This is a genomic window from Acinetobacter portensis (assembly GCF_009372215.1).
Lineage (GTDB): Bacteria > Pseudomonadota > Gammaproteobacteria > Pseudomonadales > Moraxellaceae > Acinetobacter > Acinetobacter portensis.
In genome coordinates this window covers 44883-67797 of sequence record NZ_LWRV01000049.1, presented here as the reverse complement: position 1 = coordinate 67797, position 22915 = coordinate 44883, and the positions used below count along the sequence as shown (strand labels likewise).

The window sequence follows — 22915 nt, the reverse complement described above, 5'->3', positions numbered from 1 at the left end:
TTGAAATGTCAACAGACCCTACATAATTTTCTGTCAATATAAGGTGATAAAAATTGTAAAATTAACTATAGTAGTGCCTTAATATTTTTAGGATATTTAATACATAATTTTGCTAAAAATTACAAAACAAAATATGTATAGAATGGGGTAATAACCAACATGGCAAAGGATAGCATAACGAAGAGTCGTCGATATATTACGATTTCATATGTGTTTATGTTTCTCACTTTATTTACAATTGTATTTGGTCTATTTGCCTATTTGTTTGCCCGTAAAGTGTCAGTTATCGCAGACCTAGAAGTTTGGTTGCAAACACATTCTTTTTGGATAATGCGTAACATCGTTATTTATATATTCCTTTCTTTATTTGCCTCTGTTTGGTTTATTCCATTGTATTTCTATTATTGGGATACCTACATGTGGGTAACTGCTTGTACCGTCATTGGTGTGGTTTTTGCCATTGTTGCATTTCTATTTTTACTCAATGCATGGTTGAAAGGTCTTTCTAAGTTTTTCAAAAATAAAGCCGTTTTCTAAATTAGATGTAATTTTTTTCAAACTTCCTCTTGTAAAATTTGGTTTGACCCCCAATTCAGACCACAGTTAAGTATTAATAAAATTCCGTGAGGAGCATCGCCTGACATGGCTAAACGTGATTATTATGAGGTTTTAGGCGTATCTAAAACTGCTAGTGATGATGAAATTAAGAAAGCCTACCGTAAGTTGGCGATGAAATATCATCCAGATAGAAACCCAGATAACCCTGAAGCTGAAGATAAATTTAAAGAAGCTGCCGAAGCTTATGAAATTTTATCTGATGGCGAAAAACGTAGTATGTACGACCGTATGGGGCATCAAGCCTTTGAGGGTGGTATGGGCGGTGGCGGTGGTCACGGTGGTTTCAGTGCGGAAGATATTTTCAGTCAGTTTGGTGATATTTTCGGTGGAGCATTTGGTGGCGGTGGTCGTCAGCAACAACGTGCGCGCCGTGGTTCCGACTTACGTTATGTTATGGATCTTACGCTAGAAGAAGCAGTTAAAGGCGTTAAAAAGACCATTACATTTACTGCTCCTGCACCATGTGAATCATGTGACGGCAAGGGCGCTAAAGATCCGAAAGATGTTGAAACGTGTAAAACCTGTCATGGTGCTGGTCAAGTACGCATGCAACAAGGTTTCTTCTCTGTTCAGCAAACATGTAGTACATGTCGCGGTCAAGGTAAAACCATTAAGAACCCATGTAAGTCTTGTCATGGTTCTGGCGTAGCAGACCGTCAACAAACACTTGAAGTGACTATTCCTGCGGGTGTAGATAATGGCGATCGCGTTCGTTTATCTGGTAAAGGTGAAGCGATTCGTGATGGTCAATCAGGTGATTTGTACGTTGAAGTACAAGTACGCGAACATGCTATTTTCCAACGCGATGGTGCAGATCTTTATATGGATGTGCCAGTTTCAATTGCCGATGCCGCTTTGGGTAAAGAAATTGAAATTCCTACACTTGAAGGTCGTGTAAGTTTGAAAGTGCCTGAAGGTACGCAAACTGGTAAATTATTCCGTTTACGTGGTAAGGGGGTAAAACCTGTACGTACGAGTATGACGGGTGATTTACTTTGCCGCATTGTGGTTGAAACACCTGTGAATTTAACTTCACGTCAACGTGAGTTATTGGAAGAGCTTCAAGCTTCTATGGATGGAGATGACAATAAATCTTCTCCTAAGAAAAAGTCTTTCTTTGGTTTGTTTGATTAATTAAGATGAATTGAAAAAGGACGCTGAGGCGTCCTTTTTTATTCTTAGAAAATGGTATAAATATAGAATTGGATGCTAAATTAGGTTTCGCATAAGAGATTTTATGTTAAATAATTTTTATAAGGAAAATTCTTAGAGATAATTAATCAATTGTATTGAGATGATCTATACTTATAAAATTCAAAATTTTTTGATTTATATATTGGATTTATAAAAGGTTGTTATAGTGAGTAAAACAGGAAAAAACTCTAACTTGCATAGAGCTAGTAAAGCAAAAGAAGATGAGTTTTATACTCAACTTACAGATATTGAAAATGAGTTAAAACACTATAAAGAACATTTTCGAAATAAAACAGTGTATTGCAATTGTGACGATCCTTTTGTAAGTAATTTTTCCGTTTTTTTTCTTATAATTTTGAACATTTAGGATTAAAAAAATTAATTGCCACCTGCTATAAGAGTCGTGAAACAGATTTATTTAGTCAAAATGATAGTGAACAAGCCATTTGTCTCACCTACACAGGTGATAAAGATGGGAATGGTATTCCTGATATTGGTGAAATTAATGTACAGCCATTAAAAGGCGATGGTGACTTTCGTTCAAATGAATGTATTGAGTTGCTTAGAGAGGCTGACATTGTTGTAACTAATCCACCGTTTTCGTTATTTCGAGAATATCTAGCTCAATTAATTGAGCATGAAAAATCATTCTTAGTTGTTGGCAGTCAGAATGCCATTACTTATAAAGAAGTTTTTTCACTTATTCGAGATAATAAGTTATGGCTCGGTCATAAAAGTGGTGACATGAAGTTTAAGGTTCCTGATCATTATGAAGCAAGAGAAACAAGATTTTGGCAAGATGAAACTGGGCAAAAATGGCGAAGTCTTGGGAATATTTGTTGGTTCACGAATCTTGAACATGCTAAACGACATGAAGAATTAATTTTATACCGTTTGTACAATGAACAAGACTATCCTAAATACGATAACTATAATGCTATCAATGTAAATAAAGTTGTTGATATTCCTGTAGATTTTTATGGTGTAATGGGTGTTCCGATTACATTCTTAGATAAATATAATCCAAAGCAATTTGAATTAATCGGAATTGATAGATACGTGGAAGACAATCCAAATTATGGAAGAAGATTTTCTATTAATTCAAAAGAAGTATATGCCCGTATTTTAATTAAAAATCGGTTACTCCAGGAGTCTAAGAATGAAAATTGAGTTAAAGGAAATTAGTGTTAGAGATCTAACTGATAACTATCAGGATAATGCTGAAAATGGGGTTACAGCTTATCATGGTGAGCTTGATGTACGCCCTCCATATCAACGTGAATTTGTTTATGGTGAAAAAGAGCGAAATGCTGTTATTCATACAGTTAAACAAGGCTTTCCATTAAATGTAATGTATTGGGCTACTCGTGATAATGGGACGTATGAAATTATTGATGGTCAACAACGTACTATTTCTATCTGCCAATATGTAAAAAGTGATTTTGCATATGAAATGCGCTACTTTCATAATTTGACTAAGGATGAACAGGATGCAATCTTAGACTATAAACTGATGGTCTATGTTTGTACTGGATCTGATAGTGAAAAATTAAAATGGTTTGAAACCATTAACATTGCTGGTAAGCCGTTATTTAAACAAGAGCTAAGAAATGCAGTATATAGTGGATCATGGGTATCTGATGCTAAGAAGTATTTCAGTAAAACTGGATGTCCAGCATATGCAATAGGTTCAGACTATCTTACAGGTTCTCCTATTCGCCAAGATTTTTTAGAAACAGCTCTATCTTGGATTTCTAAAGCAGATCTAGTCAGATATAACGGTAATATTGAAAGCTATATGGCTGTTCATCAGAATGATCCAAATGCATTAGCTCTATGGCAATACTTTCAATCTGTCATCACATGGGTTGGAGCAACTTTTCCAAATAAACGTAAAAAATTAATGCTAGGTTTACCTTGGGGGGAATTATATAATAGTTATAAAGATCAGGTTCTTAACCAAAATGAATTAGAGCAAAAAATTGTAAATTTAATTGATGATGAAGTAGAAAGCAAAAAGGGAATATATCAATATCTACTAACTGGGCAGGAGAAGTACTTATCTCTACGAGCCTTTACTGATAAGCAAAAACAAAAAGCATATCAAAAACAAAAAGGAGTATGTTTTAGCTGTAAGGAGCATTTTGATCAAGAAAAGATGGAAGGAGATCATATTATTCCTTGGTCACGAGGTGGTAAAACAACAGATGATAATTTACATATGTTGTGTATGCCATGTAATAGAACTAAATCTAGCTCTTAAGTTTTCCTAAAATTAACATAATACACCTTATACGAAATGCTATTTTTTATTTTATATAAATCAAAGTTTTATTGTATATCAAAAAGCCCGATCCTCACCGATTGGGCTTTTTTGTTGATTCTTCACGTTCCACGCCTATTAAATAATCACTGTTCCACGAATTTAATAAGTAAAAATAAAAAATTATCAGCAAAACAAATTTCAAATAGCACACATTTTTATAGTCAGCATCTTAGAGTTCATCTCCACATTTGATATAGTAAGAACAATTTAGAATCAAATTTAGGGAAATGATATGTCAGCAGCTCCACGCATTGGTGTATTAGGTGCAGGCGGTCGTATGGGACGCATTCTAATTCAAGCCGTTCAACAAGCAGGTTACCAACTTGCAGCAGCCGTAGAACGCCCTGAAAGCAGTTTGATTGGTTCAGACGCAGGCGAACTTGCAGGCATTGGAGCAGTTGGCGTAAAAGTTGTTGGAAGCCTAGAAGAAGTACTCAAAGACTGCGATGTGGTCATCGACTTTACAGCACCTGTTGCAACAGCAAACCATCTTAAACTTTGCCGTGAAGCAGGCGTTGCCATTGTCATTGGTACCACAGGTATGAATGATGAACAAAAAGCATATTTAGAAGAAACATCAACAGAAACACCCGTAGTTTACGCTGCAAACTATTCAGTGGGTGTAAACGTATCAATCAAACTATTAGAACTTGCTTCAAAAGTATTTGGCGATACCGTTGATATTGAAATTATTGAAGCACATCACCGCCATAAAGTGGATGCACCATCAGGCACAGCTTTAATGTGGGGCGAAGCAATTGCAGACACTTTAGGTCGTGACTTAAAAGAAGATGCTGTGTACTGCCGTGAAGGACATACAGGGCCACGTGAACGACAAAGCATTGGCTTCCAAACTATTCGTGGTGGTGACATTGTAGGTGAACACACAGCAATGTTTATTGCAGATGGTGAACGTGTTGAAATTACGCACAAAGCAACCAACCGTATGAACTTTGCATCGGGTGCAGTACGTGCAGCAGCTTGGGTTGTAGGTCGTGAAGCGCGTAAATATGACATGAAAGATGTATTAGGTCTTAATGATATTTAAGTTTAAAACCAAATAGGCTTTGTAAAAGGAACGTGATTAATCGGATATTTATCTTATTGATCACAATTTTACAAAAGCTTTTAATAACGGGAAAATTCTGATTTCTGTTATAATACATAGAGCCTATAAAACGGCTCTTTTTTATTATATGCACAACACGATAAGGCTCTGTAATGTTGCAACTCGCTGAACTAAAAATCGCAATTATTGGATTGGGTTATGTTGGTCTTCCTTTGGCCGTTGAGTTCGGCAAGAAAGTGCCCGTTGTAGGTTTTGATATCCATCAAAAACGAATTGATGAATTAAAATCAGGACATGACCATACATTAGAAGTGTCACCTGAAGAGTTAGCACAAGCAACTCAATTAAGTTATACCGCAAATTTAGAAGATTTAAAAAGCTGTAACTTTTTTATTGTTACGGTTCCAACCCCTATTGATGAATTCAAACAACCCGATTTAACACCGCTTGTAAAAGCTTCAACAAGCATTGGTCAGGTGTTAAATGCAGGTGATATCGTGGTGTACGAATCTACGGTATATCCGGGTGCTACAGAAGAAGTATGTATTCCTGTATTAGAAAAAGTATCAGGTTTAACATTCAACCAAGATTTCTACGCAGGTTATAGCCCAGAACGTATTAATCCGGGCGATAAACTGCATCGCGTAAGCAATATTCTAAAAGTAACATCTGGCTCTACGCCTGAAGTGGCTGAATTTGTTGATCAAGTTTATAAATTGGTGATCGAAGCAGGCACGCACAAAGCAGAAAGCATTAAAGTTGCTGAAGCTGCAAAAGTGATTGAAAACACACAGCGTGATGTGAATATTGCCCTGATTAATGAACTTGCACTCATCTTCAATAAAATGGGCATCGATACAGAGTCCGTGTTAAAAGCTGCGGGCACAAAATGGAACTTCCTTCCTTTCCGTCCGGGTTTAGTCGGTGGTCACTGTATTGGTGTAGACCCGTACTATTTAACTTATAAAGCACAAGCAATTGGTTATCATCCTGAAATTATCTTGGCAGGTCGTCGTTTAAATGACGCGATGGGTGCTTATGTCGTGACTCAACTCGTGAAGAGCATGATTAAGAAAAAAATTCAGGTTGAAGGTGCGAAAGTTTTAGTACTTGGTTTGAGTTTTAAAGAAAACTGCCCAGATATTCGTAATACGAAGATTATTGATATTGTAAAAGAACTTCAAGAATATCATATCGATGTGAATATTTATGATCCTTGGGTTGATGCAGACGAAGCTGAACATGAATACGGTATTCGCACCACTCAAGAACTACAAAATGGTGTGTATGATGCTGTTATTTTAGCAGTTGCACATGAGCAATTTGTGGCTTTAGGTGCCGAAAAAATTCGTGCTTTAGGTAAAGAAAATCATGTTTTATATGATTTGAAATATGTATTGCCACAAACAGAATCAGATATTCGTCTGTAATTGAAAGAATTAGGAATTTAAAAATGAACCAATTTGATGTTGTTTGTGACCAATTAAAACAAACACCAAAAATCTGGTTAGTGACGGGTGTTGCAGGTTTCATTGGTTCAAATCTCTTAGAAACTTTATTGAAACTCAACCAAAAAGTGGTGGGTTTAGATAACTTTGCAACAGGTCATCAGCACAATTTAGACGAAGTTCAAAGTTTGGTTTCTGCCGAGCAATGGGCAAATTTCACTTTCCAAGAAGGTGATATTCGTAAATTTGAAGATTGCCAAAAAGCATGCGCAGGTGTGGATTATGTTCTACATGAAGCTGCTTTAGGTTCTGTTCCTCGCTCAATTGCAGACCCAATTGCAACCAATGAAACCAATATTAGCGGTTTCTTAAATATGTTGACTGCTGCACGTGATGCAGGCGTTTCAAGCTTTACTTATGCAGCAAGTAGCTCAACTTATGGCGATCATCCTGCATTGCCAAAAGTAGAAGAACATATTGGTAATCCGCTATCTCCATATGCTGTAACCAAATACGTCAACGAGCTTTATGCAGATGTATTTGCACGCACATATGGTTTTAAAACCATTGGCTTACGCTACTTTAATGTATTCGGTCAACGCCAAGATCCAAATGGTGCATATGCTGCGGTGATTCCAAAATGGACTGCTTCTATGATTGCAGGCGATGATGTTTTCATTAATGGTGATGGCGAAACAAGTCGAGATTTCTGCTTCATCAACAATACCGTTCAAGCCAATATTTTGGCAGCAACCACGACAAATGATGATGCGAAAAATCAAGTGTATAACGTGGCTGTTGGTAACCGCACAACTTTGAATGATTTGTTTAATGCAATTAAAGTTGCATTGGCTGAAAATTCAGTGAATTATCATAAAGATGCGGTTTATCGTGATTTCCGAGCAGGGGATGTACGCCATTCTCAAGCGAGTATTGCGAAAATCCAAAATTATTTAGCTTATGACCCGAAATTCAAAATTGATGAAGGTATTCAACTTGCGATGCAGTGGTACGTTAAAAATCTGACATGAGCATTCGAACGCTTGTTTCAAAATATCAGTCAATTGGATTAATTACATCCAGTTTATTAGTTGGTGCGATAATTACATTTATCGCACTTCCTTTTTTAACGCGCCTATATTCTGTACATGACTTTGGTCAATATGGTGTAGCACTTGCAATAGTCAGTGTACTTTCAACCATTGCCAATTTACGGTTAGACCAAGCACAACTTGTTGCAGATGATGCTGATCAGAAAAGCTTGATTTTTGAAGGCTCAGTTTTTTCTTTTATTTTCAGTCTGTTATCGGCAGTTGTTTTAAGTTTCTTTTTTGATTTTTCAATGATTTTAGCCATCTGTTTTGGTGTGTTAGCCAATACAGTTTTGCAAAGTTTATATAATTATAAATTTGCCCATGAAGCAGAATTTTTTTGTGCCACTTTAAATATTTATCGTAGTTTAATTGTGGTCGTTGTACAGCTTGGTTTACCGTTGATGATGAGCATCAGCTTAGTAAATAGCTATGCTGTCAGTTCAGTCATTATGCTATGTACAGTGCTGTTTTATATTGTGATTCACGGCTTATATCAAGTGAGTTGGAGCAGTTATAAAAACTATAAAGATTTCATTTTTTCCAATACACCGCATGCATTATTAAACAGCTTTTCACATAATTTACCTTATTATGTCGTGTCACATTTTATTGGTTATCAAGCCGTTGGTTTTTATTCCATTGTTGAACGGACGTTGCGTGTACCCATTAATTTAATGTCGCAAACTATTCGCCAGTTCTTCATTCGCAAATTTAAACATGCAAATTCACCGCGTGAAGCATTAAAAAGTAGCGTATTTTTAAGTGTGATTTCACTGCCATTTTTTGCACTTTTCTTTGTGTTGCCTGAATCTTTATATCTCATGATTTTTGGACAGCATTGGGTGGGTATATCATTATATTTCCAAATTTTAGCCTTGGGATATTGGGCTGTATTTTGTAATCCGCCAAGTTCGGCATATTTGATTGCAAAACGTAATAGTCAGCAATTGTTTAAATTACAAATTATTGAACTTATTATAAAATTTGCATTATTTGCAGCATTATATATGTTGATAGAAAATAAAATGTATATGTTGTTGGCTGTGCCTGCATCCTTAATTTTCTATAATTTTGCCATTTTGTATGTGGTATGGAGAAACCCAAAGTGATCTTTTTTAAATGCTTAAAAGTACTCAATTGGTTTTCTGTAGCATGCCGAAAAAGCTTATATAACATGGCATTCGGTACGCAGTTTAAATACTTTGGAAAACGTACAAAACTTGATATTTCGGGACACGTTCACATTGGTAAAAACGTCTATATTGGTGATGATGTTACGCTAATTGTTGAAAATGGTGCATCGCTGATTATTGGAGATAATAGCTTTATTGGTGAATCTTGCTATATCAAATGCTTTGGTGGAAAAGTTGAAATTGGATGTGATGTCAGCATCAATTCAAAATCATTTTTAAATGGTTGTGGTGGGCTAAAAATTGGTGATAACACGCGTATTGGCACACAAAGTATTATGATTGCTAGCAACCATAAGTTTGATGATCCTGATATTTTATTTAAAGATGCAATTACCAAAGAAGGCATTGAGATCGGTCAAAATAATTGGTTCGGTGCACGAGTTACAGTATTAGATGGTGTAACAATCACAGATAATGTGGTGGTAGGTGCATGTTCGCTAGTGAGTAAAAATATTACAGAAGCGGGCGTTTATGTGGGAACACCTACGAAAAAATTAACGATGAAACCAAAAGAGTTATCATAAAACTAAAAGAATAAGTCGATTCTCAATCTACTGAACAGTGTATTCATCCATGTTTAGATCGTATCTGAAAGATGCATTTTCAGTTAAAATAGCGTAATTCTAAACAAATAAGTTAGCTTCAATTTCTTATTTTTCCATCCATAAATCAAAGGTTTTTGTCATGAAGTTTATAAAAGCTATTTTATGTCATATTTTTGATTTGGCTTATTTTCTTGCTAAAGGCAGCGTTGCTTATGCAAGAAAAAAAGGGGTGAATGTGGGTAATAATTGTCGCATCTACATTAAGAGTTGGGGTTCAGAGCCTTTTCTGGTCAGTATTGGCGATGATGTCACAGTCACATCGGGTGTGAAATTTATCACGCATGATGGCAGTACGTGTTTAGTCAAAGATGAACATGGAAAACGCTATCAAAAATTTGCCCCAATTACAGTTGGTTCTCGTGTATTTATCGGTGTGAATAGCATCATTATGCCGGGTGTAACGATTGGTTCTGATGTGGTGATTGGCGCAGGTTCAGTCGTTACAAAAGACATTCCAGACAATTCTGTTGCTATTGGTGTGCCTGCTAAGGTCGTTTCTAGCTTTGAAGATTACCAAGCCAAAATTAAAGCCACATGTGCAAATGATACAGACTTAGCTAATGTTCAAGGCTATGTAGAGCGAGTGCAACGTGCCATTGAACTGCAAAATCAAAAACAATCTTAATCTCCCAAATTTTAGGTCTTTTTATGCTGAATAAAGTGATGTTCTTTTTACCAACGCTTGGTGGTGGTGGGGCAGAGCGTACGGTCATTCAACTTGCCAACAGTTTTGTTGAACAAGGCTTAAACATTGATTTAGCTGTCTGTAATATTCATGGTGAAAAGGGTAAGTTACTGCCTGAAGTGAACTCTAAAATTCAGCTGATCAATTTTGATTGTGGACGTGTTGCAAATGCCATATTTCCATTAATAAATCAGCTAAAAAAACAGCAATATGATTGTGTCGTTGCGACTCAAACCCATACCAATATTATTTGCGCCTTTGCTAAAAAATTAGCAGGTGTAAAAACCAAGATGATTTTTCGTGAAGTATCTACACCTTCAAAAAATATGAAAAATGAAGGATTGTCGAAATTCATCTTAAAAAGCTTAGTCAATTTTACGTATCCAATGGCAGATCAAATTGTTTGTGTGTCGAACGGTGTGCAAGAAGATTTTCGTGAATATTACAGCTATAAAAAACAAAATCTCATCACTATTTATAACCCTGTTATTGATGATGCTTATTTTGAAAAATTAAAAGCACCGACATCACATCGCTTTTTCGAAGCAGACAATCAAGCAAACACGAAAGTGGTGATGGCAGTTGGTCGTTTAACTGAAGCGAAAAACTTTAGTTTTCTTATTCAATCATTTGCAAAACTACATCAAGCACATTCTGAAACTCGATTGCTTATTTTAGGTGAGGGTGAGTTACGAGCTGAACTTGAACAATTAATTCAAGATTTAAACTTGGTAGATATGGTTGATTTAGCAGGATTCGATCCAAATCCTTATGCTTATTTTAAGTATGCAGATCTTTTTGTTTTAAGCTCAAATTGGGAAGGTTTGCCGGGTGTTTTAATTCAAGCATTGGCATCAAAAATTAAAGTGGTGAGTACAAATTGCCCAAGTGGTCCAATGGAAATTTTAGTGAACTCTAAGTTTGGCTTATTGGTCGAATGTAATGATGAAACTGCGATGACATCTGCTATGAAAAAGGCTTTATTTGAAGATTATGTGGATTATAGTGATGCTGAGTTTGAACAACATTGCAGTCAATTTCACAAGAAAAATGTGCTTAAAAGCTATTTGAAGATGATGGAGCGTTCATCTTGAACAAGCAAAAATTTGTTCATGTGATTACCAATTTTGCAGGCGTGGGCGGTGCAGAAATGATGTTGTCACGCCTTATTCAGCAAACACAGCAAGAATGTGAACATATCATTATCTCTTTAATGAAAACATCTGAAGTTTATGCAGATGCTTTGGCAATGTGTTCATCTCACTATGCTTTGGGTTGGAATGGTTTAAATAGCTTTTCGGTACTGCGTAAATTGCGAGAATTACTAGAAACATTAGCACCTCAAACCGTGCAATGTTGGATGTATCACGGCAATGTGTTGACTTCTCTTGCGACATTAAAGATGAAGAATAAACCTCAAATATTTTGGGGAATTCATCATTCATTAGCATCTCCAAAAGATGAATCGATCAGCACTAAAGTGGCTTTGGCATTCAGTAAGTTTTTGTCGAAAAAGCCCGAAGGTATTATTTATTGTGCGCATTCGTCTTTAGAACAGCATCAAAAATTTGGTTTTAAAAATAACAATTCAACTGTGATTGCCAATGGTGTGGTACTAGAAAAATATCAGCCTAATCTAAAAATTCATGAGCCTATTGTGATTGGTTTTGCAGGGCGTTATCACCCTGCGAAAGGCTATTTATATTTATTTGAAACGATTGCAAAACTAAAAGATCAGCCGATTATTTTTAAAATTGCAGGTGCAGGGGCAAATTTAGAAAACCCCGAAATCAAACAGTATTTTGAACAGTACAACTTAGATGAAAAGCAAGTTCAATTGCTCGATCAAGTACCAGATATGCCTGAGTTTTATCGGTCAATTGATGCCTTTTTAATGACATCAATTACAGAAGGTTTTCCGAATGTTTTAGTTGAAGCAATGGCTTCAGGTTTGCCTTGTATCAGTACAGATGTTGGTGATGCAAAATATATTGTGAATGAATATGGTTGGATTGTTCCACCGCGCAATGCTGAGGCTTTGGCACAGGCGATTTTGGCTTATGTAAATTCATCTATTGAAGATAAGCAACAATTAAAACACTCGACACGTTTACGCGTAGAACAAAATTTTGGTATTGAACGTGTGAGCCAACAATATTTGGCAATGTGGAGACAACACAGATGAAGTTTTTAATGATCAGCAGTTTTCTGCCATCTGTATTGAATTTCCGTGGCAAATTATTGGAAGCTATTCATACTAAGGGCTTTGAAATTCATATTTGCGCACCAGATTTAAATGAATTTTCAGATGAATTAAATCAATTACAAAATTTGGGCTATCACGTTCATTCTGTACCTATGCAACGTACAGGAACAAACCCTATTCAGGACTTGAAAACCTTATTGGCTTTGGTTGCATTGATGCGTCAAATTCAGCCTGATTACGTGTTGTCTTATACGATTAAGCCTGTCATTTATGGCACTTTAGCCGCTTGGATTGCAGGTGTTCCGAACAAATTCGCGCTTATTACAGGTTTGGGTTATGCCTTTCAAAATGTAGAATCGGGCAAACGAAGCATCTTCCAGAAATTAGTACACGGTTTGTATGCGCAAGCTTTAAAACATGCCAATAAAGTATTTTTCCAAAATCCTGACGATTTGAAACTATTTCGAGATATGCATTTACTCGATGCGAAAAAACCTGCGGTTGTGGTGAATGGCTCAGGTGTAAATGTTCAAGATTTTGATGTCATGCCATTACCTGAAAATAACGAAGGTGAAGCAAAGGCATCATTTTTACTGATTGCACGTTTGTTGGGTGATAAAGGCGTACGTGAATATGCACAAGCTGCAGGTATCGTGAAAGAAAAAAATCCTGAAGCTGAATTCCACTTGGTGGGTTGGATTGACGACAATCCATCTGCGATTTCTCAGGCAGAATTAGATGCTTGGGTGGCAGATAAAACCGTGAATTATTGGGGTAAACTCAGTGATGTACGTCCTGCAATTCAAGCAAGTTCGATTTATGTTTTGCCATCTTACAGAGAAGGTACGCCACGTACTGTATTGGAAGCAATGGCAATGGGACGTGCCATTATTACAACAGATGCACCGGGTTGTCGTGAAACGGTCATCAATGGACAAAATGGTTATTTGGTTGCGGTAAAATCGGTAGATGACTTGGTTCAAACCATGCAGTATTTCATTGAAGACCCTAAACTCATTCGCTATATGGGACAGCGTTCACGTGAAATTGCATTAAACAAATATGATGTACATCAAGTGAATAAACATATGATGACAGAGATGGGAATGTTGCCATGATCAAACGATTATTCGATATTTTGATTGCATCAAGCGCATTGATTTTATTGTCACCTGTGTATTTTATTGTTGCTCGCAAGGTGAAAAAGAACTTAGGTTCGCCTGTACTATTTCGTCAAGTGCGTCCGGGTTTGCATGGTAAACCTTTCGAAATGATTAAGTTTAGAACCATGAAAGATGCCGTTGACGCATCGGGTAATCCATTGCCTGATAGCGAAAGATTAACGCCATTTGGGAAAATGCTTCGTGCAACAAGTTTGGATGAAATGCCTGAACTTTGGAACGTGATTAAAGGCGACATGAGTATAGTTGGGCCACGTCCTTTACTCGTGGAATATTTGCCTTTATATAATGAAGAGCAAGCCAAACGTCATAACGTGCGTCCCGGCATTACAGGCTATGCGCAAGTAAATGGACGCAATACTATTTCTTGGGAAAAGAAATTTGAGCTAGATACATGGTATGTTGAACATCAGTCACTTTGGCTTGATTTTAAAATTATGCTAAAAACAGTCAAAAAAGTACTCGCAAAAGATGATATTAGTGCCGAAGGTGAAGTCACCATGACAAAATTCACGGGCACTGTGGAACATAAAAATGACTAAGCTATATGCGGTTTATGGTGTCTCAGGATGCGGGCGTAGCTTGATGCCCGTAGCACGTCAACAACTGTCACGTGAACAAGATGTTTCAGAAAATCAGACATCAGAAATTGTATTTATTGATGATGCACTGACTGAAATTGCAATGGTGAATGGCCATCGAGCAATGAACTATACACAATTTTTACAAGAAGATGTATCACAAAAATCCGTACTCATTGCCATTGCCAATAGTCAAGTTCGTGAAAAATTGGCAAATCAATTAGTGCAAGATCATATTTCACTATGGTCAGTATATGCAGATAATGTTGTTCTAATGGATGATGCTCAAATAGCAGAAGGTTGTGCCATTAGTCCCTTTGTGAGCATTACCTCAAATATTAAAATTGGAAAATGTTTCCATGCCAATTTATACAGTTATGTTGAACATGATTGTGTTATTGGTGATTTCGTTACGTTTGCACCAGACGTAAAATGTAACGGCAATATTCATATTGAAGATCATGCTTATATAGGTGCAGGCGCCGTGATTAAACAAGGCACTCCAGATCGCCCTTTAGTGATTGGCAAAGGTGCTATTGTGGGTATGGGTGCTGTTGTGACTAAAAGCGTACCTGCAGGTGTGACTGTTGTGGGTAATCCAGCTCGAATTATCGAGCCGAAATAAATTTCAAACTAGGAAAAATCCATGTTAAATACTGCATTTGAGCCGTGGCCAAGCTTTACGCAAGCTGAAGCAGACGCGGTATCAAAAGTTCTATTGTCGAATAAAGTGAATTATTGGACAGGTCAAGAATGTCGTGAATTTGAAAAAGAATTTGCACAATTTGCAGGGACAAAATACGCAGTAGCCGTAGCGAATGGTACGGTGTCATTGGATGTTGCACTAAAAGCTCTAAACATTGGTGCAGGTGATGATGTGATCGTCACATCACGTACATTCTTAGCATCGGCAAGTTCAATTGTGACAGCAGGGGCAAATCCAGTTTTTGCCGATGTTGAACTTGATTCACAAAATATTTCACGTCGTACTATTGAAGAGGTTCTTACACCAAATACAAAGGCTATTATTTGTGTGCATTTGGCAGGTTGGATGTGTGATATGGATCCAATCATGCAATTGGCTGAAAAAAAAGGCATATATGTAATTGAAGATTGTGCCCAAGCGCATGGTGCGATGTACAAAGGTAAACCAGCAGGTTCAATTGGTCATATTGGTGCGTGGTCTTTCTGCCAAGATAAGATTATGACCACAGGTGGTGAAGGCGGTATGGTCACCACCAATGATGAGAATCTTTGGAAAAAAATGTGGTCGTATAAAGACCATGGTAAAAACTACGACAGCATTTATAACAAACAACATCCACCAGGTTTCCGTTGGTTGCATGATAACTTTGGTACCAACTGGCGCATGATGGAAATGCAAGCGGTGATAGGTCGTTTACAGCTGATCGAGATGCCTGATTGGACTGAAAAACGTAATGCCAATATGGCACGTATTCAATCTGTATTTGAAAATAGTCCGTATTTTACAGTTGCAAAACCATCTTCAGATTATGTACACGCAGCCTATAAATGTTATGTTCAAGTGAATATAGGTGCTTTGCCTGAAGCTTGGTCGCGTGATCGCATTATGGCGGAAATTAATGCTTTAGGCGTGCCTTGTTTTAGTGGTTCTTGTTCTGAAGTGTATTTAGAAAAAGCATTTGATGGTACACATTGGCGTCCTGAAAAAGCTTTAGAAAATGCAAAAGCATTAGGTGGAACAAGCTTAATGTTCTTGGTACATCCAACTTTGTCGGAACAAAGCATTCAAAAAACGCTAGATGCGATTCAGCAGGTACTTGCTCAACTCTAAATCAACTCGCCAAATGATGAACTCAGGTATAATCATTTGGCGTATAACATTTAAAATATTGTTTTCATTCGAATGAACATTTTAATGAGAACAACACATGCTTGGATCGAATCTTACTCTGTGAAATCAATCATTTTGTCATTATCTACAGCGCCTCGTATTGTGAAGCAAAGCTTCTTGGTGTTGATGGATTTTCTAATTTTCCCCGTACTTATTTGGCTGTGTTATGCCATTCGTTTGGTGAATTTAGGCGTAGAAGCTGTACCAAATATTCCATTTGGTCCACTTTGGGTGGCTGCGATTGCAAGTTTAATTTTGGTCGCATGTGGCGTTTATAAATTTATTGTTCGTACTTTTAACGAAGCATTAATTGTAAAACTAGCGCTTGCAACATCAGTGACTGTTTTTGCTTTGTATTTGCTAGCATATTTAACGCCTGCATTTATTCCAATGTCTATTCCACTCATGTTTGGTTTCATGATGTTTGCATGGATTTGGTTTAGTCGTGGGGTGATTCGTTTTGTCGTACGTTCACAATTTTTGTCGGATGTACTGCGTAAACGTGTTGCGATTTATGGTGCAGGTTTTGCAGGTCAGCAAATAGCGGCACTGTTAAATAAATCGGATGAACATTTACCTGTATTTTTTATTGATGATAATGCATCTTTATCGGGGCAAATGATTGGGCGTTTAAAAGTACATAATGCCAAACACGCTTTAAAAATATTAAAAAAAGATACGGTTGATGAAATCTTAATTGCATTACCTTCAGTTGGACGTGAACGTAAAAGCGAAATTATTAAATTCTTAGAACCTACACATTTAAAAATTACAGAATTACCAAGTTTAACTCGCCTTGTAGATGGTGAAGTTCGCATCTCAGATATCCAAGAAGTTGATATTATCGATTTACTTGGGCGCGATCCAATTCCACCCATTCCTGAATTACTCGCCAAGAATATCCATAATAAAGTGGTGATGGTGACGGGTGCAGGTGGTTCAATTGGTTCTGAATTGTGTCGTCAAATCATTAAAAATCAACCGAAATTGTTGATTGTGTATGAAATGACAGAGTTTGCTTTATATCAAATAGATAAAGAATTACGTTTAATTTCACAAGATAAAGTCGTTCCAATTTTAGGAACCGTATTAGACCAAATGAAACTTGAGCGTGTGATTCAGCAATATCAAGTTCAAACGGTGTATCACGCAGCAGCTTATAAACATGTACCGCTTGTTGAATGTAACCCCATTGCAGGCTTGAAAAATAATGCAGTGGGTACAGCATATAGCTTAAATGCCGCAGTTAAACAAAGTGTTGAAACATTTGTTTTAATTTCGACAGATAAAGCCGTTCGCCCGACCAATGTGATGGGAGCTTCAAAGCGTTTAGCTGAGTTGTATTGTCAGGCAATGGCAGAAGCGCAAAATCAAACGCAAATTAGCATTGTACGTTTTGGTAATGTTTTAGGTTCATCAGGTTCAGTTGTACCATTATTTAGACAGCAAATTGCCAAAGGTGGTCCTATTACGGTGACACATCCTGAAGTGACACGCTATTTTATGACCATTCCTGAAGCATCTCAGTTGGTGATTCAAGCGGGTGCAATGGGCAAGGGCGGTGATGTATTCTTGCTTGATATGGGACAACCTGTTCGCATTCAAGATTTAGCTCGTCAAATGATTTCACTCAGTGGTTTAAAAGTAAAAGATCAAGCATCGGAAGATGGGGATATTGAAATTAAGTATACCGGTTTGCGTCCAGGCGAAAAGTTATATGAAGAGCTATTGATTGACCAAGAAAACACGGAAACAACAGAGCATAGCCGTATTTTAAGATCTTATGAAAAGCATTATCCTTTAGAAGATATTCTTAAAACGTTCGATCACATCAACGAATTAACAGCAGTTGAAGAAGATGTGAATTGGGTACTCAGCCAATTAGAACATTATGTAGATGGCTATCAACGTGGCGATCGGATTCAGGTAAACTAATTACAGCACTAAATTTGAGTTAAATTATGAGTATTAAAAAAGCAATTCTTCCAGTTGCAGGTTTAGGGACACGTTTTTTACCTGCAAGTAAATCAATTCCAAAAGAGATGGTTACAGTTGTTGACCGTCCTGCAATTGAATATGTTGTTCGTGAGGCTGTTGCTGCGGGTATTGAACAAATTATTCTAGTAACTCATTCTTCAAAAGCATCAATTGAAAATTATTTTGACCGTAATTTTGAACTTGAAACGACATTAGAAAATAAAAAGAAATTTGATCTTCTGAAAGAAATTACTGAAATTTTACCGCCACATGTCAGCGTGATTAGCGTACGTCAGCCACAACCTTTAGGTTTAGGACATGCTGTTTTATGTGCAAAAGCAGTTGTTGGTGATGAAGATTTTGCAGTATTACTTCCAGATGTATTGGTGAAAGATCCATCAGAAACTAACGATTTAAGTTTGATGATTCAACGCTTTAACAACACTCAATCTGCACAGATTATGGTTGAAGCTGTGCCAGATCATCTTGTAGATCAATACGGTATTGTTGATGTTGCATCGACGCCTGCAGAGGGTCATAGTATTCAAATGCAAGGCATTGTAGAAAAGCCAGCTATTGATGCTGCACCATCGAATCTTTCTGTAGTTGGTCGTTATATTTTACCTGCAAAAATTATGCAGTTATTAGAAAACACCCCTAAAGGTGCGGGCAACGAAATTCAATTGACTGATGCTATTGCCATGCTTCAGGACACAGATACCGTTGAAGCTTATCGTATGAAAGGTCAAACATTTGACTGTGGTAGTAAGCTGGGTTACTTAAAAGCGGTATTGCATTATGGTCTAGATCATCCAAAATTGGGTGATGCATTTAAAGATTTGATTAAAGAACTCGAATTATAAAATTAGGAATTTATATGAAAGTTGCAGTATTTGGACAAACCTTATATTCAGGTGTATTGGCAGCTTTGTTGGCAGAATGTGGACATCAAGTTTTTTGGTGCGAACTTCTTAAAAAACCAACATTAGAACAAGCCTATACTCAAGATGAAGCTGTGAAGCAACTGTTAGATAAACAGCAAAAAAATGGTTTTTTAACATACTGCAACTTTAAAGATATTCCTTTAGACACAGATGCTTATTTCTTTAGTTTTAATCCGACTGAAGAAGCACAAGGCATTGAGATTTTAAAAGAATTAAAACAACGAACCATTATTCATCCAAAATTGATGATCAATGCATCGACCTTAGGTTTACACGGTACAGAAAAATTTGAAAATATTTTATCTGAAGATGATTGGGTGTATTTACCTGACATCATTCAGGAAGGAAATGCATTACAAAGTTTAGTTCAAACCAAGCAACTTATTGTCGGAAGCTCGTCCGAATCTAGTCAAATTAAAATTAAAGAATTACTTCGCCCACTGTTTCCACGTGAACAGCAATATTTGTTTATGCCTGTATTGGATGCTGAATTCACGAAACTGAGTGTTTCAGGAATGTTGGCAACGCGCATTAGTTATATCAACGATTTAGCTGTTGTTGCGGAAAAGTTAGGGATTGATATTGAACATGTGCGTCAGGGTATGGCGGCTGATAGTAGAATTGGCGCATCATATTTATATCCAGGGGCAGGTTTTGGTGGTGAAAACTTCTCTCACGATATTTTAACGCTTTCCAATACGGTTTCTGATACAGGAACAAAAAGCCAATTGCTCTCGCAAGTTTGGGATATTAACGAACAGCAGAAAGAGATTTTATTTCGCAAACTGTGGAATTATTACCATGGTAATTTAGCAGGTAAAACTGTGGCAATTTGGGGTGCTGCGTTTAAAGAAAATACCGCACGTATTCAACAGTCACCTATTCATGCCATGTTGAAAGCACTCTGGGCGCAAGGTGTAACGGTTAAATTGCATGATCCTCAAGCGCTTGCTGAAATAGAAAAAGAATATGGACACCGAGCAGATTTGATTTACTGCACAGACCAATATGAAGCTGTCAAAGATGCACACGCCTTATGTTTATTGACAGCGTGGAAGCAATATTGGAGCCCAAATTATGTTGAACTATTAAAAACAATGAACCATCCGCTTATTTTAGATGGTCGCAATATTTATGACCCGAGTTATGTCAAAGCTCAAGGGTTTGCTTATATGGGGGTAGGGCGATAATGGTTGCAAAGGTTCATCCTTATCCTATAGAGGATTTAGGTTCAGTGATCGTGCAGTTAAATTCGTTGAAAGATGAATTTGAAAATAAGCATCTGACTGAATTATTCGCAGAAGATCAGCAAAGATTTCAAAATTTCTCAGTGGCTCTCGATCCTATCGTCTATGATTTTAGTAAGCATCGTGTTGATCAAAAGGTGATTAAAAATTTAGTTCAATGGGCGCATGCACAAGAACTTTCACCATGGATCAAACGCTTATTTTCATGTGAAGAAATTAATTACACAGAACAACGTGCAGCGATGCATTGGGCTTTGCGTTTACCTAAAAATGATCAACAACATCCAAAAGTTGCAGAACATGTACATGCACAATTAGAACGTATGTTTAGCCTCGTGAATAAAATTCATGATGGTCAATATCGTGGTGCAACAGGTGAAGTCATTCAAGATGTGGTGAATATTGGTGTTGGTGGTTCAGACTTAGGTCCTTTAATGGTGAGTCATGCTTTATCGGACTTTAAAAAGAGTACGCAAAAGCCTTTAAATACACACTTTGTTTCAACCATTGATGGTAGTCAACTTTCAGATTTATTGCACAAATTACGTCCTGAAACGACACTTTTTATTATTTCATCGAAGTCGTTTGGCACAATTGATACTTTATCTAATGCGCAAACCGTTCGCCTTTGGCTAGAAAAAGCGCTTGGGCAAGATCAGCATATTCTAAAACATCATTTTATTGGTGTTTCGACCAAACCTGAGAAAATGACCGCTTGGGGAATTGCACCCGAAAATCAATTTCTACTTTGGGATTGGGTAGGTGGTCGTTATTCATTATGGTCATGTATTGGTTTGCCTGTTGCTTTAACCATTGGTGTAGATGGCTTTAAACAATTTTTAGCTGGCGCACATGCAATAGATCAACACTTTCAAACTGCACCATTTGAGAAAAATATTCCTGTGCTTATGGGCTTATTGGGTGCTTGGAATAATAATTTCTTAGACATTCAAACCCATGCAGTATTGCCTTACGATGGTCGTTTGAAATACTTTGCATCGTATTTACAGCAATTAGAAATGGAATCGAATGGTAAGTCGATTCAGCGTAATGGTGAAAAGGTCGATTGGGATACCTGCCCAATTGTTTGGGGGGAGGTTGGTCCAAACGCTCAACATGCCTTTTATCAATTGTTACATCAGGGTACGCAGTCGGTGAGTAGTGACTTTATTGCGCCTGTACATCGTTATAACGCTAAGCAATTCACCTATGTCGATAATGCAGATGCGCTGATAGAACAACATCATTTGGCTTTATCAAATTGTTTGGCGCAATCGCGTTTACTTGCTTTTGGTAATCAAGCTTTAGATCAAAATGAAGTTTCAGATTTACCAGAATATAAAAAATATGAGGGTAATCAGCCAAGTACCACAATCTTGATGCAAGAGCTAAATCCTTACAGTTTAGGTATGTTGATCGCCATGTATGAACATAAAGTGTTTGTACAATCTGTACTTTGGAATATCAATCCATTTGATCAGTGGGGCGTTGAAAAAGGCAAAGAAATTGCCAATCAATTGCTTCCTATTTTAAATGGTGAGCAAACAGATTTATCAGTATTAGATGCTTCTACACAGGGATTAATTCATATTTTAATGGGAAAGGATCATGTCTAAAATTTTAGTGACAGGTGGTGCAGGCTATATTGGTTCGCATACTTGTGTCGAATTACTGAATGCAGGACATAAAGTTGTCGTACTCGATAACTTATCGAACAGTTCTGAAGAGTCTTTAAATCGTGTTCAGACATTGACATCTAAAACACTCGATTTTGTAGAAGGCGATATTTTAGATGATGCAATTTTAGATCAAATTTTTAAAACACATCAAATAGATGCCGTCATCCACTTTGCAGGTTTGAAGGCTGTAGGTGAAAGTCAGCAAGAACCGTTAAAGTACTTTGAAAATAACATTTCAGGCTCGATTAGCTTAGTAAAAGCCATGGAACGTGCTGAAGTATTTAAATTGGTTTTTAGCTCATCTGCTACGGTTTATGATGAAGCAAATGTTTCACCACTCAATGAAGATATGCCAACGGGTATGCCAACGAATAACTATGGTTATACCAAACTTATTGTTGAGCAATTATTGCAAAAACTATCTATTGCAGATGAGCGTTGGTCAGTTGCATTATTACGTTATTTCAACCCTGTTGGTGCGCATAAAAGTGGCTTAATGGGTGAAGATCCGCAAGGTATTCCAAATAACTTAATGCCTTATGTCACTCAAGTGGCGGTTGGTCGTCGTGAAAAATTATCAATATTTGGTAATGATTACGATACTGTAGATGGTACAGGCGTGCGTGATTATATCCATGTGGTCGATTTAGCCAATGCGCATTTATGTGCTTTGAATAATCGCTTAAATACTCAAGGTTGCCGTGCTTGGAATATTGGTACAGGCAATGGTTGTTCAGTGCTTGAAATTGCACAAACTTTTGAAAAAGTGAATGGTATTCATATTCCTTTTGAATTTGCACCACGCCGTGAAGGCGATGTTGCAACATCTTTTGCAGATAATGCTCGTGCTGTGAAAGAGTTAGGTTGGACACCAAAATTTGCTTTGGAAGATATGCTTGTCGATAGTTGGAATTGGCAAAAGCAAAATCCGAATGGATATCGTTAAATTTGAAATATAAAAAAGAGCCTTAAGGCTCTTTTTTATTGGATAG

The 22915-nt window shown here is 37.1% G+C and carries 20 protein-coding genes and 1 pseudogene; all 21 read left to right on the top strand.

The genetic code is table 11. The features are described from left to right. Positions 1-159: 159 nt before the first annotated feature. The 21 genes and pseudogenes from A6M14_RS05380 to galE all read left to right on the top strand — a co-directional run bounded on the left by A6M14_RS05380 (position 160) and on the right by galE (position 22869). Positions 160-537, top strand: coding sequence for a hypothetical protein (locus tag A6M14_RS05380; protein WP_152873978.1), 378 nt, complete (start codon positions 160-162; stop codon positions 535-537). 105 nt (positions 538-642) lie between these two features. After that, positions 643-1752 carry a molecular chaperone DnaJ gene (gene dnaJ / locus A6M14_RS05375; protein WP_152873977.1) on the top strand — a complete coding sequence of 370 codons (1110 nt, stop codon included), beginning with the start codon at positions 643-645 and terminating at the stop codon, positions 1750-1752. Positions 1753-1978: 226 nt separating this feature from the next. Then, a pseudogene (locus A6M14_RS05370) lies at positions 1979-2982 on the top strand (adenine-specific methyltransferase EcoRI family protein). Next, positions 2972-4075 (top strand): GmrSD restriction endonuclease domain-containing protein, encoded by a 1104-nt coding sequence (locus A6M14_RS05365; protein ID WP_152873976.1) that lies wholly within the window; start codon positions 2972-2974, stop codon positions 4073-4075. The pseudogene A6M14_RS05370 and the gene A6M14_RS05365 overlap by 11 nt, the downstream one beginning before the upstream one ends. Positions 4076-4370: 295 nt before the next feature. Next, positions 4371-5186 carry a 4-hydroxy-tetrahydrodipicolinate reductase gene (gene dapB / locus A6M14_RS05360; protein WP_152873975.1) on the top strand — a complete coding sequence of 272 codons (816 nt, stop codon included), beginning with the start codon at positions 4371-4373 and terminating at the stop codon, positions 5184-5186. A gap of 173 nt (positions 5187-5359) precedes the next feature. Beyond that, positions 5360-6637, top strand: a complete 1278-nt coding sequence (tviB, locus tag A6M14_RS05355) for a Vi polysaccharide biosynthesis UDP-N-acetylglucosamine C-6 dehydrogenase TviB (RefSeq protein ID WP_152873974.1) — start codon at positions 5360-5362, stop codon at positions 6635-6637. Positions 6638-6660: 23 nt separating this feature from the next. Then, entirely contained in the window at positions 6661-7686 is a 1026-nt protein-coding gene (locus A6M14_RS05350) for an NAD-dependent epimerase/dehydratase family protein (protein WP_152873973.1), read from the top strand. Then, the gene (locus A6M14_RS05345; protein WP_152873972.1) at positions 7683-8858 is read left to right on the top strand and encodes an oligosaccharide flippase family protein; all 1176 of its coding nucleotides are present in this window, start codon (positions 7683-7685) and stop codon (positions 8856-8858) included. Before A6M14_RS05350 ends, A6M14_RS05345 begins: the two co-directional genes overlap by 4 nt. Beyond that, positions 8855-9466: an acyltransferase gene (locus tag A6M14_RS14360; protein ID WP_338325164.1), complete on the top strand. Its 612-nt coding sequence runs from the start codon at positions 8855-8857 to the stop codon at positions 9464-9466. Before A6M14_RS05345 ends, A6M14_RS14360 begins: the two co-directional genes overlap by 4 nt. A 160-nt stretch (positions 9467-9626) precedes the next feature. Beyond that, positions 9627-10172 (top strand): acyltransferase, encoded by a 546-nt coding sequence (locus tag A6M14_RS05335; RefSeq protein WP_152873970.1) that lies wholly within the window; start codon positions 9627-9629, stop codon positions 10170-10172. Positions 10173-10195: 23 nt separating this feature from the next. Next, positions 10196-11326, top strand: a complete 1131-nt coding sequence (locus A6M14_RS05330) for a glycosyltransferase (protein WP_152873969.1) — start codon at positions 10196-10198, stop codon at positions 11324-11326. Next, the gene (locus A6M14_RS05325; protein WP_152873968.1) at positions 11323-12417 is read left to right on the top strand and encodes a glycosyltransferase; all 1095 of its coding nucleotides are present in this window, start codon (positions 11323-11325) and stop codon (positions 12415-12417) included. The genes A6M14_RS05330 and A6M14_RS05325 overlap by 4 nt, the downstream gene beginning before the upstream one ends. After that, a complete protein-coding gene (locus tag A6M14_RS05320) occupies positions 12414-13556 on the top strand; it encodes a glycosyltransferase family 4 protein (RefSeq protein WP_152873967.1) in 1143 nt (380 codons plus the stop codon). The genes A6M14_RS05325 and A6M14_RS05320 overlap by 4 nt, the downstream gene beginning before the upstream one ends. Beyond that, a complete protein-coding gene (locus tag A6M14_RS05315; protein ID WP_152873966.1) occupies positions 13553-14161 on the top strand; it encodes a sugar transferase in 609 nt (202 codons plus the stop codon). Before A6M14_RS05320 ends, A6M14_RS05315 begins: the two co-directional genes overlap by 4 nt. Further along, positions 14154-14825, top strand: coding sequence for a NeuD/PglB/VioB family sugar acetyltransferase (locus A6M14_RS05310; RefSeq protein WP_152873965.1), 672 nt, complete (start codon positions 14154-14156; stop codon positions 14823-14825). The genes A6M14_RS05315 and A6M14_RS05310 overlap by 8 nt, the downstream gene beginning before the upstream one ends. A gap of 21 nt (positions 14826-14846) precedes the next feature. Further along, the gene (locus A6M14_RS05305) at positions 14847-16016 is read left to right on the top strand and encodes a DegT/DnrJ/EryC1/StrS family aminotransferase (RefSeq protein ID WP_152873964.1); all 1170 of its coding nucleotides are present in this window, start codon (positions 14847-14849) and stop codon (positions 16014-16016) included. Between the two features lie 120 nt (positions 16017-16136). After that, positions 16137-18011: an SDR family NAD(P)-dependent oxidoreductase gene (locus tag A6M14_RS05300; protein WP_188110859.1), complete on the top strand. Its 1875-nt coding sequence runs from the start codon at positions 16137-16139 to the stop codon at positions 18009-18011. Between the two features lie 26 nt (positions 18012-18037). Then, entirely contained in the window at positions 18038-18916 is an 879-nt protein-coding gene (galU, locus tag A6M14_RS05295; RefSeq protein ID WP_152873962.1) for a UTP--glucose-1-phosphate uridylyltransferase GalU, read from the top strand. A gap of 14 nt (positions 18917-18930) precedes the next feature. After that, positions 18931-20187 (top strand): nucleotide sugar dehydrogenase, encoded by a 1257-nt coding sequence (locus A6M14_RS05290; protein ID WP_152873961.1) that lies wholly within the window; start codon positions 18931-18933, stop codon positions 20185-20187. Continuing rightward, positions 20187-21860 carry a glucose-6-phosphate isomerase gene (gene pgi, locus A6M14_RS05285; RefSeq protein ID WP_152873960.1) on the top strand — a complete coding sequence of 558 codons (1674 nt, stop codon included), beginning with the start codon at positions 20187-20189 and terminating at the stop codon, positions 21858-21860. The genes A6M14_RS05290 and pgi overlap by 1 nt, the downstream gene beginning before the upstream one ends. Further along, on the top strand, positions 21853-22869 hold the full coding sequence (gene galE / locus A6M14_RS05280; protein WP_152873959.1) for a UDP-glucose 4-epimerase GalE: 1017 nt from the start codon (positions 21853-21855) through the stop codon (positions 22867-22869). The genes pgi and galE overlap by 8 nt, the downstream gene beginning before the upstream one ends. The last annotated feature ends 46 nt before the right edge of the window (positions 22870-22915 follow it).